This window comes from Myxococcus sp. AM011 (assembly GCF_013372595.1).
Taxonomy (GTDB): Bacteria; Myxococcota; Myxococcia; order Myxococcales; family Myxococcaceae; genus Myxococcus; species Myxococcus eversor.
Genome location: NZ_JABXEM010000298.1, coordinates 1 through 13,033, shown reverse-complemented (window position 1 = coordinate 13,033; position 13,033 = coordinate 1). Strand labels below are relative to the sequence as shown.

The following is a 13,033-nucleotide window of genomic DNA, read 5'->3' as shown; positions in this document are numbered from 1 at the left end:
GGGGGAGGGGGGCTGCTTCCGCGTTGGAGCAGGGCGTGGATTTCGGCGATGAGCTGGGGCGGCTTCACGGGCTTGACGAGATACGCGTCGGGCACGGGCAGGCTCGGGTCGCTGTCCGAGCGGGGCGCGTAGCCACTGACGAAGACGACGGGGATGTGCTGGAGCGTGGGCTCCAGGCGGCAGCGACGGCACAGCTCGTAGCCGTCCATGCCCTCCATGTTCACGTCCGAGAGGAGCAGATCCGGCGGCTGGCTCAGGGCCTGGGCCAGCCCCGCCTCGCCGTTCGCCGCCACGGTGCAGTCGAAGTCCCCGGACAGCAGGAGGCGCAGTGTCTCGCGCATCGTCCAGGAGTTTTCGACGATGAGGACCTTGGGCTTCACGATGCTCGGGCGCCTCCGGTGAAGGTGAAGCCCGACGGGATGCGGCCTCACCCTGGAGCATCCCCGCTCGACGCCCGCCGTAGCAAGGGGTCCGCCCCCACCCCTAGACCGAGGTACAGGAGAGGAGCCGCCTCTCCGAGCGCCTGGAGCGGCGCGTCGGGACAACCTGCTCGGGCGTGCATGCCTCGCTTCGCTTCACGCGCGCACGCCGTGAGAGGGTGTCCCGCATGGGGTGGGGATTGGATGAGTGCCCACCATGCTTCATGCCCGCGCGTCGTGTGGGTGTCGCCTGCCCGACGAGACCTGGGGTTCCCTCCCTTCCAACGGAGTGTGTCCGATACATGGAAACGTGATATTCCATCGACTTCTGGATTCTGCCGACCTTCTGGTCCCACCTTCGTGAGCGACGAAGAGAAGACAACCGTTCTAGATGAGCGCAGCCGTCCTCCGAGTTCATGGGGGGACCGCATCCGCACGCCCGTCACCCTGCCCGGTGACGCCGCTGGAGTGCGCCGCTCGCTGGAAGTGGGGATGGTGGTGACGGGGCGCTACCGGGTGGAGGGCCTGCTGGGCGAGGGCGGCATGGGCCGCATCTGGCTGGCGGAGGACCTGCACGAGAAGCGGCGGGTGGCGCTCAAGGAGATGCAGGTCCCCGCGGGGCTGACGGCGGGGAAGACGGAGGAGCTGGTGCTGATGTTCCGGCACGAGTTCTTCGCGATGAAGAAGCTCCAGCACCCGGGCACGCTGAAGGTGTTCGACTGGGGCATGACGGAGGCCGGCAACCGCTTCATCACGATGGAGGTGGTGGACGGGCAGGACCTGAGCACGCTGGCTCGGGAGGCGCCGCTGGACACGCGCACGCTGTATCGCGTGCTGCTGCAGATGGCGCAGGTGCTCGCGTTCATCCACTCGCGCCTGTATGTGCACTGCGACATCAAGGCGAGCAACGTTCGCATCACCAGCTCCGGCGCCGTGAAGCTGATGGACTTCGGGGTGATGCACCAGTTGGGCACCCCGAGCCCCGGCAAGCTCAAGGGCACGCTGGAGTACCTGGCCCCCGAGTGGCAGCGCGGCGCGAGCATCGACGGGCGCGCGGACCTCTACTCGCTGGGTGTCATGGCGTACTACCTGGTGACGCGCCGGCTGCCCTTCAAACGCAACACGCCGGCGGCGTTGCTGGCCGACCACCTGACGCGTCCGCCGCCCCGACCCTCCACGCTGGGGTCGGTGGACCCCCAGTTGGAGGAGATCATCCTGCTGCTGCTCGCCAAGGACCCGCGCGAGCGCTTCCAGGACGCGAGCGAGCTGATGGAGGCGCTCTGCCACGCCAGTGGGGAGCCGATGCCAGAGGAGCCGCTGTCGGCGCGCTCCAGCTACCTGCACGTGCCGGAGGTCGTCGGGCGCGCGGCGGAGCTGGAGGCGCTGATGAACGGGCTGGCCGAGGCGGACTGGGGGCAGTCTCGCGCGGTGCTCCTGGGTGCTCCCGCCGGCGTGGGCAAGACGCGGCTGCTCCAGGAGTTCGAACTGCAGGCGAAGCTCGCGGAGCTGCCCTTTGGCCGTGGGCAGTGCCGGGCGGAGGGACAGGCGCCCCTGACTCCGATTGCGCAGGCGCTGCGCGCGCTGATGCCGCACACGCCCACGGAGGTGATGGAGCGGCTGTCCCCGCGGCTGTCGCGGCTGCTGCCCTCGCTGTCGGCGGAGTCCGAGGGCGTGGCGCAGGTTCCCGGCGAGGAGAAGCTGGGGTTCTTCGGGGCGCTGGCGGAGTGGGTCCAGTCGCTCGGCAAGCGGATGACGTTCGTGCTGTGCTTCGAGGACCTCCACTGGGCGGACACCGCCTCGCTGGAGGTGCTCAACGTGCTGATTCGCGCGCTGCAGGGCACGCGCGGCATGGTGGTGGGCACGTTCCGTTCGGGTGAGCTGAGCCGGCTGAGCCTCGCGTTCCAGACGGTGGACGAGAAGCTCACCTGGCGCATGGACCTGGAGCCGCTGGCCGCCGAGCACGTGGGCACGCTGGTGGGACTGGCGCTGCCGGGCCTGGAGGTCCCCGAGGGCTTCGTCGCGCGCCTTCACGCGACGACGGGCGGCAATGCCTTCTTCGCCACCGAGTGTCTGCGCGCGCTGGTGGAGGAGGGCGCGCTGACGCGCGTGGGCGGCCGGTGGACGGCGGAGGAGGGATTGGACACGCGGGCCTTGCCCGTGAGCATCCATGCGGCGGTGCTCGAGCGCCTGTCGTCCGCGCCGGTGGAGCAGGTGTCGCTCCTGCGCAGGCTGGCTCCGGCGGGGCGAAGCCTGGAGCTGCCCATGGTGCGGGCGCTGGCGGAGCTGCCGGAGTCGGAGCTGTTCGCCGTGCTGGACGGCATCGTCGAGCGGCAGTTCCTCCAGGAGGAGGAGGGCCGGTACGTCTTCACGCACGACACCGTGCACCAGGCCATCTACGACAGCACGCAGGACGATGAGCGGCGGGCGGCGCATGGGCGCGTGGCGCTGGCGCTCCAGACGCTCTACTACCAGCGGCCGGACCTGTCGCGCACGGTGGGCTGGCACTACCTGCGCTCGTCGGAGCCGGAGCTGGCCATTGGCCCGTTGCTGGACGCGGGCCGCGCGGCCATGGAGGCGCAGGCGCTGCTGGAGGCGACGCTGCTCTTGAAGGAGGCGTCGACGCTGCTGGAGGCCGCGCCGGACTTCCCTGGCCGCGACAGGCTGCTCTTGCGCATCTGGGTGACGCTGGTGGAGGTGGGCTACGCGAGCGACCCACCCAGCTCGCTGGCCTTCGCGGAAAAGCTCTTCGCACACTGGGCGGCCACCGTGGACCTGGCCGAGGGCCGCAGGCTCGCGCTGGCGCAACTGGACGCGGCGTGCGCGGCGCCGGAGGAGGAGAGGCCCGCGCGGCTGCGGGAGCTGTTCCGCGAGCGCGCGGCGGATGCGCAGTCGTCGCCCGAGGACATCTTCTGGAAGCAGGCGGAGCTGCGCATCCTCCAGGCCATGGCGCTGGCGATTGTGGGGCGCACGAAGGACCTGGACGTGTTGCTGGAGCGCGTGCGGGAGGAGCAGCCCGAGGTGTCGCCGTTCCGGGCGGGCGCGCTGCTGGCTCCGGCGGTGCTCAGCGCGTACACGGGCCGCTCGGCGGGCGTGGTGGAGGCGCAGTTCGAGCAGCTCTCCCGGCTGCGCGGGATGCGCGAGGTGATGGGCCGACTGCCGCGACGCCTGGCCTGGGCGTTGGGCATGGGCGGCTACATGATGAACATGAACCTGGCGCTGCGCGGCGAGCCGTTGGATGCGCAGGCGACGCGGGACGGCTATGCGGTGGCGGAGGCCCACGGCTTCACCGACGTGCGCGCGTTCCACCTGTTCTCGGTGGTGACTCGCGCGGCGTTCACGGGGGACGGCGCGGCCTTCGTCCCGGCCTTCACCGAGAAGACGGACCTGGTGCGCAGGTTGGGCAACCCTCGGCTGATGGAGCGCAACCTGGCCATCTTCACGCCGCCCTACTACCTGGAGCGCGGCGAGCACGAGCATGTGGCCGCCGTGGTGGCGCGCGCGGAGGCGCTGGCGCGGGTGCTCCCGGAGGACCGGTGGCTGCAGTGCCACGTGCAGACGTATCAGGCGTGCCGGGACGTGTTGTTCGAGGACGCGGAGGCGGCGCGGGAATCGCTGCCCCGGGCCCTGGCGGCGGCGCGCGAGGGCGGCATCCGGATGGAGACGCTGCTGTGCGTGTACCAGTCTCGCTTCGAGCGGGAGCAGGGGCACCTGGAGGCCGCGCACGAGGCGGCGCAACTGGCGCTCACGCGCGCGGTGGACCCGGTGCTGGCGAATCCCTGGGATGAGGTGCTGGCGCGTCGTGCGCTGGCCGCGCTGCTGCCGGGCGAAGCGGGGCTCGTGCACCTTCGTCGCGCGCTCGCGCTGGCGGAGCTGACGGGCAACGTGCTGCAGGCGGGACTGGTGCATCTGGCGCTCGCGGAGCGGTCGTCCTCGGCCGACGCGGCCGTCGTGGAGCTGGGGGCGGCGGAGGCGGCCTTCACCGAGGCGCGTGCGTCGAATCTCCTGGCGCAGGCGACGTCGCTGCGGGGCGCGCTTCAGCGCAGCGCGGAGTCCCTGCAGAGCGCCTGAGAGAGGTCCTCTGTGTCGAGCGGCGCACGTGGAGCCGTTCCACCGGAGCGCGGTATGCGGAGACCCGGTGGCTTTCCAGGGGGCGCGTCGTCCGCGAGGCTCCCCCGCGAACGCGGCGCTTGAGGGCGCTAGAGTTCCACCCATGGCCCTTGCTCCCCTGCGCTTCTGTTTCGACTACCTCTCCCCCTACGCCTATCTCGCGTGGACGCGCATGCCCGCGCTCGCCGCCCGCCATGGCCGCGTGGTGGAGCCCGTGCCGGTGTTGCTCGCGGGCGTGCTCAACGCCACCGGAAACATCGGCCCCGCCGAGGTCCCCGCGAAGCGTGGCTACATCTTCAAGCACACCTTCCGCATCGCCCATGAGCTGGGCGTGCCCTTCGGTCCTCCCCCCGCGCACCCCTTCGTCCCGCTGCTCCCCCTGCGCGTGACGGCCGCCGTGGACGACCTGGAGGCGCGGAGCCGGCTGGTGTCCGCCCTCTACGCGGAGGTCTGGGGAGGCGGGAAGGGCGCCGAGACGCCCGAGCAGGTGACCGTGGCCATCCAGGCCTCCGGGCTGGATGCGCCCGCGCTGCTCGCCGCGGCCCAACGGCAGGACATCAAGGACCGCCTGCGCCGCAACACGGAAGAGGCCATCGCCGCGGGCGCGTTCGGCGTGCCCACCGTCTTCGCGGACGGGGAGCTGTTCTTCGGCGTGGACTCACTGGGCCACCTGGAGCGCTTCCTCCGGGGCGAGGACCCGTTGGCCTCCGTGGACCTGGCCCGGTGGAGGGACTTGCCGGCCACCGCATCCCGGCGCTGAAGGGGGCCCTGGGAGCGCCGGTTTCCGCTAGGGTGCCCCGGGTGGATGGGCCGCCGGTCGCCCGCCACGTTCCCAGGTGCTCACCGCATGAACGTTCTCGCCGAGCTGGGCATCGTCGTCGCTGGCCTCGTGCTCGCCATCGTCCTCCTGGCGCTCAACTTCTGGCGCGCCATCCTCTTCCTGTTCCCCCACAGCGTCCGAGTCGAGCCGGAGGCCCCGGCGGACCAGATGGACATCCCCCTGGAACTGGCCCAACTGGCCATCGAACTCCAGGGGTTGGGTTTCGTGGCGCTCGGCAGTCACGAGGAGAAGCCGCGCCTCCAGCGCGCCACGCTCTCCTACGACTGGGCCCACCCCGTCGAGCGCGTCTTCGCCACCATCTACCAGGCGGCGGACGGCGAGCCCCGGCTCTACTTCCTCACCCCCCTGACGCCGGAAGGCTTCGTCATCACCGCCGGTTATCGCCGCCCCGCCCTGGACGTCCCCGGGGTGTACCGCAGCGGTTCACTGGCGGACGCTTCGCCCGAACGCCTGCTGCGCGCCCACCTGCGCCGCATGGAAGGCGTCACCCCGGCCGGGGACTTCTCCTGGGAAGGTCGGGTGGAGGCCGGGCGTTCCTGGTATCGCGGGCTCGGCCGGAAGGAGATACGCCGGCAGAACCTGCAAGGGCTGTTGTGGACGGTGATGGCGCTTGCCATCGTCGCCAGCGCCTTCCTGGGGCGGCGCGCGTCCTGAATCCCCGCCACCCCGTCACTGCGCGCGTGCACCGCGCGCCCCTTGAGAGTAGGTAGACGAGCACCATGAAGAGCGTGTCCAAGACCGAGGAAATCTTCTTTCTTTCCGGCAAGCGCACCCCGTTCGGCACCTACGGCGGCAGCCTGAAGGACCTCAGCGCCACCGACCTCGCCGTGGAATCGGCGAAGGCCGCCTTCGCCCAGGCGAAGGTGTCCCCGGAGCTGGTGCAGCACGTCGTGTACGGCAACGTGGTGCAGACGAGCGCGGATGCCATCTACCTGCCCCGCCACGTGGGCCTGCGCACGGGCGTCCCAATCTCCGTGCCCGCCCTGGGCGTCAACCGGCTGTGTGGCTCTGGCTTCCAGGCCTTCACCACCGCCGCGGAGCTGATGCTCACCGAGCAGGCGAGCTGCGTGCTCGCCGGCGGCACCGAGTCCATGAGCCAGGCGCCCCACGTCATCCGGGGCGCGCGCTGGGGCCTGCCCCTGGGCAAGGGCAACCTGGAGGACATGCTCTGGACGGCGCTGACGGACAGCTACACCGGCCAGCCCATGGCCATGACGGCCGAGCAGCTCGCGATGGACTACTCGCTCACGCAGGAGCAGGTGGACGAGTACGCGGTGCTCACCCAGAAGCGCTTCGCCGCGGCCCAGGAGGCGGGCCGCTTCCAGGACGAAATCGCGCCCGTCACGCTCAAGGGCAAGAAGGGCGACACCGTCTTCGCCAAGGACGAGCACAACCGTCCAGAGACGACGGTGGAGGGGCTGCGCAAGCTGCCCAAGGTCTTCAAGAAGGACGGCGTGGTGCATGCGGGCGCCGCCAGCGGCATCTGCGACGGCGCGGGCAGCATGGTGATGGCCACGCGGAGCTTCGTGGAGAAGCACGGCCTGAAGCCCATCGCCCGGCTGGTGAACTGGGGCGTGTCCGGGTGCGACCCGAAAATCATGGGCATCGGCCCCGCGCCCGCCATCCGCCAGTTGCTGGAGCGCGCGCAGGCGAAGCTCGCCGACGTGGACCTGTTCGAGGTGAACGAGGCCTTCGCGCCGCAGTACCTGGCGGTGGAGAAGGAGCTGGGCCTGCCGCGCGAGCAGACCAACGTCAACGGCGGCGCCATCGCCGTGGGTCACCCCCTGGGCGCTTCCGGCGCGCGCATCACCACCACGCTCGTCTATGAGCTCAAGCGGCGCGGTGGACGCTATGGTATCGGCTCCGCCTGCATCGGCGGCGGCCAGGGCATCGCGGTGCTGGTCGAGGCGCTCTGATGCCTGCACACGACTTCCAACCGGGACGCGAGATGAGCAACGAGGTGGACGCGAAGACGGCCCGCGAGCGGGCCAAGGCCATCGCCGAGCAGCGCCGCGCGGAGCGTCGCAACCGCAAGCGCAAGTGCGTGGTGTGCGGCGTGGAGGAGAGCGACAAGACGCCGCTCACCGCCCACCCGGAAGGCATTGGACCGGCCTGCAAGGACGAGGTGTCCTGTCAGAGCCGCAGGGCCGCCGCCGGGCGGTGAACTTCCTGGGCCTCGCGTCAGTGGACGCGCGAGGCTCCTGGCCCGCGGAGCGCGGATGTCGGCTGCGCAACTGTGGGAGATGTGCCCCTGGACGTGGGGCCGGGCCTGGGTGGCCCGGATTCGCCCGAGGCCGGTAAATCGGGCCCGTTTCTTGATAGCGGAATCGTCTCGGGGTAAACGTCCAGAATCTCAGCTTAAGATTTGAGACGAGGGTCGGAATGGGCGTTACGAGCTTCACGGGAGTCAAGGTGTTCTCCACCACGCTCGCGCGTGATCGCGAGAACATGGGTGAGAACATCACCAAGTGGCTCAAGGAGAATTTGAACAACGTCGACGTGGTGGACAAGGTGGTGACCCAGTCCTCGGACAAGGAGTTCCACTGTCTGACCATCACGATTTTCTACCGCGCGAAGGCCGCCTGATTCGTCGGCCAGCAACGCGCGGAGTCGATGTTCGAGGGCGCTCTCCCGGGACCGGGTGGGGCGCCCTTCGTCGTTTGGGGTTGCGAAGCGGCGGGGGTTCCACCACCTTTGGTCGGCTGTTGAGCCCGTAGTGGAGGATTGAATGCGACCGACGCGCAGCTTCGGCGGCAGAGGTGGCGGAGGCTGGGGCCTGCCCGGTCTGGAGTCCATGTCGTCCAAGCTGGCTGTGGGGCTGGTCGCGGGGTCCGTCCTGTACCTGCTGCTGCGCTACCAGGGCGCGGCCAACAGCGTGTTGCTGCTGCTGTCGCCCAACACCGTCTTCGGCAACTTCTTTCTCTGGCAGCCCTTCACCTACGCCTTCATCGAGAGCGAGCCCATCAGCATCCTCTTCGGAGCGCTGCTGTTGTGGAGCATCGGCGGCTCGCTGGAGAGTTCCTGGGGCTCGAAGCGGCTGCTCATGGTGGCGGTGGGGTGCACGGCGCTCGCGGGCTTCGTGCTCGGCGTGGTGGGCCTCTTCATGCCGCTGCCCATGGGTTACCAGGGCGGCTGGGTGATGGGCACGGTGCTCTGGGTCGCCTACGGCCTTTCGATGGGGCGCGGGCAGACGAACTTCTGGGGCATCCCCCTGTCGGGCAACGCGTTCGCCGGCATTGGCGCGGGCTTCGTGGTGCTGCGCATCCTCACCGCGGGCCTGGCCAGCCAGTTGCCGCACGTCATCGCGATGGTGCTGGTGTTCGCCTACGTGCGCGGCGCCAGCCCCAAGCGGTTGATGCTGCACCTGCAGCACTGGCGCTTGCAGCGTCAGCTGAGGGGCAGGTCCAAGCACCTGAACGTGGTGCCCAAGAACAAGGACCGGCCGGACCGAGATCAGTTCCTCAACTGAGGCGGGAGCACGACTTCAGTGGGCCGCCTCCGGGTGGCCGTACTGCTTCAGCTTCCGGTAGAGCGTGGCCACGCCGATGTCGAGCTGCTCGGCGGTGCGCGCGCGGTTGCCCGAGTTCTGCGCCAGCACCGCGAGGATGTAGTCCTTCTCCATGTCCTCCAGCCGGCGCGGGTTGCCGGAGGGGACGAGGCTGGGCGGCGCGGCGCGGACCTCCTCGGGCAGGTCATCCCGCTCCACGCGGCTGCCCTCGCACAGGGCCACCGCGCGCTCCAGTGCGTTGCCCAGCTCGCGCACGTTGCCCGGCCAGTCGTAGCGCAGGAGCTGGTCCGCCGCGTCGGGCGCGAGGCCGGACACCTTGCGACCCAGGCGCTCCGCGGCCTCGGCGAGCAGCAGCCGGGCCAGGGGGAGGATGTCCTCGCGGCGCTCGCGCAGCGGGGGGATGCGCAGCTCGATGACGCGCAGGCGGTAGTAGAGGTCCTGGCGGAAGCGGCCCGCGCGCACCTCCTCGCTCAACTCGCGGTTGGTGGCGGCCACCACGCGCACGTCCACCTTGCGGCTGGTGTTCTCGCCCACGCGCCGGACCTCCTTCTCCTGGAGCGCGCGCAGGAGCTTCGCCTGCATGGAGGCCGGCACCTCGCCGACTTCGTCGAGGAAGAGGGTGCCGCCGTGCGCGGCCTCGAAGAGTCCGGGCCTGTCATGCGTCGCGCCGGTGAAGGCGCCGCGCGCGTGGCCGAACAGCTCGCTCTCCAGCAGGCTCTCCGTGACGGCCGCGCAGTTGACGGCGATGAAGGCCTTGTGCGCGCGCGTGGACTCGTCGTGGATGAGGCGGGCGATGCGCTCCTTGCCCACGCCGCTCTCGCCGGTGACGAGCACCGTGGAGTCGACCTTCGCCGCGCGGCGCCCCAGGTTGATGACGCGCAGCATGGCCTCCGCGCGCGCCACCATGCCCGCGGGGTCCTCCGTCACGCCCACGCGCGCCAGCGACTGTCGCTTCGCGCGCAGCTTGCGCTCCGCCTGCTTGAGCGCGTCCGTCACCTGGCCGAGCACGCCCTCCATGCACTGCGTCTCGTAGAAGCGCAGCACCTCCTTGCACTCGGTGCTCCACTCCTCGGAGGGACGGCCGACGATGTGGCACGCCGCGTCCCCCTGGCCCACGCAGCGCATCTCCGTGCAGTAGATTTCCCGCCCGTTGACGTAGCTCATGTAGCCGGACGCGAAGCCGGTGAGGCTCCAGCACACCGGATGGTCCGCGCGGCCCAGATGCAGCAGGTGCTGCTCGGCCTCATACGAGTCGCGCCACTGCGCCTCGGCGAAGGGCTCCGGGCCCTCCTCGGGCTTGCGCTCCACGCGCTCCACCCGCACCTGGCCCTGCAGCGTGTGAAGCCGTCCGCCCGCGCGACGCCACAGCGACTCATCCTTCCACGGCACCGCGCCCTTCATCGCCTCCGCCGTGCGCCAGCCGTGCGCGTAGCCCAGCCGCGTGAAGATGCCGCGCGCGGCTGTCACCCCCATCAGACTCACCAGCTCCTTGCGCAACAGCCCCAGCGCCACCGGGTCCATGAGCAGCACCCGCTGCCCCGCGAAGTGGATGAGTCCGCCCCCCGGCTCGAAGGACAGCAGCTCCCCCAATTCCAACCCGTCGAATGGCCCCGGCACGGTGTCCTGCTCCCTTCCAAAGTGATGTCTCTCTCTATCGTTTTGAGAGGACCCGTGCACGTCAGGATGTTGGAAGTTCGTCATTTCAAGGGGTTGGAATGAGCTGAGCCCTGGTCCTGGGGTTGCAGTAGAAGGCGCCCATCATGGGAGACGGACTGGACAGGCGGGAGGTCTTGCAGGGCGCGGCGGCGGCCGGCGTGGCGGGCGTCCTGAATGCTGGCACGAAGGGCGGGCGGGCTCCGGCGCTCTTCGTGTCACACGGCTCGCCCATGGTGGCGCTGGACGCGGACGCATATCCGCGCGCGCTGAAGACCTTTGGCGAGAGCGCGGCGACGGTGAAGGCCCTGGTGGTGGTGTCCGCGCACTGGGAGACGCCCGGCGAGGTGCGCGTCACCGCGAGCGCGAAGCCTCCGCTCGTCTACGACTTCTACGGCTTTCCTGAAGCGATGTACCGGCTGCGGTACGCGGCGCCAGGCGCGCCGGACGTGGCCTCCGACGTGGTGGCCAAGCTGGGCGCGGCGGGGCTGAAGGCCGTCGCGGATACCGAGCGCGGCCTCGACCACGGTGCGTGGGTACCGCTGCTTCATACGTTTCCACAGGCAACGTTGCCGGTGGTGCAGGTGTCGATGCCGCTGGGCGCGAGCGCGGCGGACGTGGCGAAGATGGGCGAGGCGTTGCGTCCCTTGCGCGCGGAAGGCGTGCTGTTGATGGGAAGTGGTGGCATCGTCCACAACCTGCGCCGCGTGAATTTTCATGAAAAGGATGCGTCCCCGGAGCCGTGGGCGCGGGCCTTCGACACCTGGGTGGCGCGGAAGCTGGAGGCGCGGGATTTCGTGGGCCTCCAGTCATGGTTGGATGCACCGAATGCGCAGCTCGCGCATCCGAGAGCCGAGCATTTGTTGCCGCTGTACTTCGTCCTCGGAGCCGCCCTCCCCGAAGACCGTCTCACTTCAGTTTTCGAGGGCTTCCATCACGGAACCTTGTCCATGCGCAGCTTCGCGCTGCGCGCCTGAACCCGTAGTTCATCGAGGAGCACACCCCTATGAAGACGACCCTGAAGAGCGCGATTGCCCTGCTGGTGGCCCTGCCGTCCCTCGCGATGGCTTCCACGTGGGATATTGACTCGGCCCACTCCGGCGCCGATTTCTCCGTGAAGCACATGATGGTGACGAACGTGAAGGGCGCCTTCAGCAACGTGAAGGGCACCATCAACCTGGACGACAAGGACGTCACCAAGTCCACCGTCGACGCGACCATCGACGCGACGACCATCAACACGGGCGTCGCCAAGCGTGACGAGCACCTGAAGGCGCCGGACTTCTTCGACACGGCCAAGTACCCGACCATCACCTTCAAGTCGACGAAGGTAGAGGCGGCGGGCGAGGGCAAGCTGAAGGTCACCGGCAACCTGACCATGCACGGCGTCACCAAGCCCGTGGTCCTGGACGTCACGGGCCCGGCGAAGGAGGCCAAGGACCCCTGGGGCAACATCCGCACGGGCGTGTCGGCCACGACGAAGCTGAACCGCAAGGACTTCGGCCTCTCGTACAACCAGGCGCTGGAGACGGGCGGCGTGGCGGTCGGTGAGGAAGTCACCGTCAACCTGGACCTGTCCCTGACGAAGAAGGCCGACGCCGCGGCTCCGGCCCCGGCGAAGAAGTAGTCGTCGCTTCGGTCATCGACGCTGAATGAAAGAGGGGCTCCCACGGTGATGTGGGAGCCCCTCTGTCGTTTCAGGGTGTGCCGCGTGCCCTTGGGTCGCTCAGCCTTCGGCGACGGCCTGCACGCTGGAGCGGTAGATGAAGATGCGGGCGGTGTTGGTGCGCTGGTCCGCGGGGACGACGAAGAAGCCGGGCGTCGTGCCCTTGAAGTCCTGCGAGAAGCCAGCGACCTGGCGTCCGTCGTTGAAGGTGACGCGAATCTTCTGGCCCTCGGCCTGCGGCTGACGTGCGCCGGCGGCGAGCATGAAGAAGATGGCCTTCACACGCTTGCCGGGAATCTGCTCCGGCGCGTAGCCGCTCTGCTGTTCCAGGGAGATGACCTCGTCGAGCAGGTCCGCGTCGCGGATGGTGCCGCGCTTCACCTGGCCTTCGACGGTGTGGATGATGACGCGATGCTCACCCTCGATGAACGAGGTGATGGAGTCGGTGTGCATCGGCGGGACGACCGCGAAGAGCGGCTCCCGTGAGGCGGCGACCGACTGCGGGCGCTCGGCCACGGGGGGCGTTGCCAGCGGGGCGCGCGCGGAGGGGAGCGCGGTGGCCGCGTGGGAACTCGGGCGGGCCGCTGGATCGGGGAGCCTGAGCGCGGCGCTCATCACGGCGGCGGCCATGGCGGTGGCGGCGAGTAGAGGATTGACCTCCGGAGGCTCGACGGCCTCTTCCACCAGCTCGATTTCGGCCAGCTCCTGTTCCTGCTCGAGCTCGGCGGGCACTTCCTCCGTCTCGAGCGGCGCGAGCGACGTATCGAACTCGGGCTCGGCGGTGGAGAAGTCGGTCACCGGGGCGCCGAACGGCTGACTGTCCTGGGCCTGCCAGGGGG

General features: G+C 69.8%; 11 protein-coding genes and 1 pseudogene. 9 read left to right on the top strand and 3 right to left on the bottom strand.

The features are described 5' to 3' along the window. On the bottom strand, window positions 1-380 hold a 380-nt coding region (locus HUW62_RS40075), incomplete at its 3' end, for a response regulator (protein WP_176437418.1). A 531-nt stretch (window positions 381-911) separates the two neighbouring features. On the opposite strand from HUW62_RS40075, the gene HUW62_RS40070 reads away from it, so the two are divergent. From HUW62_RS40070 to HUW62_RS40040, 7 genes are all read left to right on the top strand, one after another. Next, window positions 912-4,487 (top strand): protein kinase, encoded by a 3,576-nt coding sequence (locus tag HUW62_RS40070; RefSeq protein WP_217911828.1) that lies wholly within the window; start codon window positions 912-914, stop codon window positions 4,485-4,487. Window positions 4,488-4,629: 142 nt separating this feature from the next. Next, a complete protein-coding gene (locus HUW62_RS40065) occupies window positions 4,630-5,286 on the top strand; it encodes a 2-hydroxychromene-2-carboxylate isomerase (protein WP_176437417.1) in 657 nt (218 codons plus the stop codon). An 87-nt stretch (window positions 5,287-5,373) separates the two neighbouring features. Continuing rightward, window positions 5,374-6,021, top strand: a complete 648-nt coding sequence (locus HUW62_RS40060; RefSeq protein ID WP_163870878.1) for a hypothetical protein — start codon at window positions 5,374-5,376, stop codon at window positions 6,019-6,021. A 65-nt stretch (window positions 6,022-6,086) separates the two neighbouring features. Continuing rightward, window positions 6,087-7,283: an acetyl-CoA C-acetyltransferase gene (locus tag HUW62_RS40055; RefSeq protein ID WP_163870877.1), complete on the top strand. Its 1,197-nt coding sequence runs from the start codon at window positions 6,087-6,089 to the stop codon at window positions 7,281-7,283. A gap of 32 nt (window positions 7,284-7,315) precedes the next feature. Further along, window positions 7,316-7,531, top strand: a complete 216-nt coding sequence (locus HUW62_RS40050; RefSeq protein WP_141640758.1) for a hypothetical protein — start codon at window positions 7,316-7,318, stop codon at window positions 7,529-7,531. Between the two features lie 218 nt (window positions 7,532-7,749). Then, window positions 7,750-7,953, top strand: coding sequence for a hypothetical protein (locus HUW62_RS40045; protein WP_163870876.1), 204 nt, complete (start codon window positions 7,750-7,752; stop codon window positions 7,951-7,953). A 142-nt stretch (window positions 7,954-8,095) separates the two neighbouring features. After that, complete coding sequence (locus HUW62_RS40040) at window positions 8,096-8,836, top strand: DUF1751 domain-containing protein (protein ID WP_163870875.1); 741 nt, start codon at window positions 8,096-8,098, stop codon at window positions 8,834-8,836. Window positions 8,837-8,851: 15 nt separating this feature from the next. On the opposite strand, the gene HUW62_RS40035 is transcribed toward HUW62_RS40040, so the two are convergent. Continuing rightward, a complete protein-coding gene (locus HUW62_RS40035; RefSeq protein WP_163870874.1) occupies window positions 8,852-10,492 on the bottom strand; it encodes a sigma-54-dependent Fis family transcriptional regulator in 1,641 nt (546 codons plus the stop codon). A 143-nt stretch (window positions 10,493-10,635) separates the two neighbouring features. Between HUW62_RS40035 and HUW62_RS40030 the strand changes: the two genes are divergently transcribed. After that, window positions 10,636-11,505, top strand: a complete 870-nt coding sequence (locus tag HUW62_RS40030; RefSeq protein ID WP_163870873.1) for a dioxygenase — start codon at window positions 10,636-10,638, stop codon at window positions 11,503-11,505. 29 nt (window positions 11,506-11,534) lie between these two features. Continuing rightward, window positions 11,535-12,155, top strand: a complete 621-nt coding sequence (locus HUW62_RS40025; protein ID WP_163870872.1) for a YceI family protein — start codon at window positions 11,535-11,537, stop codon at window positions 12,153-12,155. A gap of 99 nt (window positions 12,156-12,254) precedes the next feature. Here HUW62_RS40025 and HUW62_RS49320 read toward each other — a convergent pair. Continuing rightward, window positions 12,255-13,033, bottom strand: a pseudogene (locus HUW62_RS49320) (hypothetical protein); the annotation flags it as partial.

Bases quoted from the DNA above. Each gene is read 5' to 3' on its own strand.
- HUW62_RS40070 (WP_217911828.1), top strand. From the start codon at position 912: ATGGTGGTGACGGGGCGCTACCGGGTGGAGGGCCTGCTGGGCGAGGGC.
- HUW62_RS40065 (WP_176437417.1), top strand. From the start codon at position 4,630: ATGGCCCTTGCTCCCCTGCGCTTCTGTTTCGACTACCTCTCCCCCTAC.
- HUW62_RS40060 (WP_163870878.1), top strand. From the start codon at position 5,374: ATGAACGTTCTCGCCGAGCTGGGCATCGTCGTCGCTGGCCTCGTGCTC.
- HUW62_RS40055 (WP_163870877.1), top strand. From the start codon at position 6,087: ATGAAGAGCGTGTCCAAGACCGAGGAAATCTTCTTTCTTTCCGGCAAG.
- HUW62_RS40050 (WP_141640758.1), top strand. From the start codon at position 7,316: ATGAGCAACGAGGTGGACGCGAAGACGGCCCGCGAGCGGGCCAAGGCC.
- HUW62_RS40045 (WP_163870876.1), top strand. From the start codon at position 7,750: ATGGGCGTTACGAGCTTCACGGGAGTCAAGGTGTTCTCCACCACGCTC.
- HUW62_RS40040 (WP_163870875.1), top strand. From the start codon at position 8,096: ATGCGACCGACGCGCAGCTTCGGCGGCAGAGGTGGCGGAGGCTGGGGC.
- HUW62_RS40030 (WP_163870873.1), top strand. From the start codon at position 10,636: ATGGGAGACGGACTGGACAGGCGGGAGGTCTTGCAGGGCGCGGCGGCG.
- HUW62_RS40025 (WP_163870872.1), top strand. From the start codon at position 11,535: ATGAAGACGACCCTGAAGAGCGCGATTGCCCTGCTGGTGGCCCTGCCG.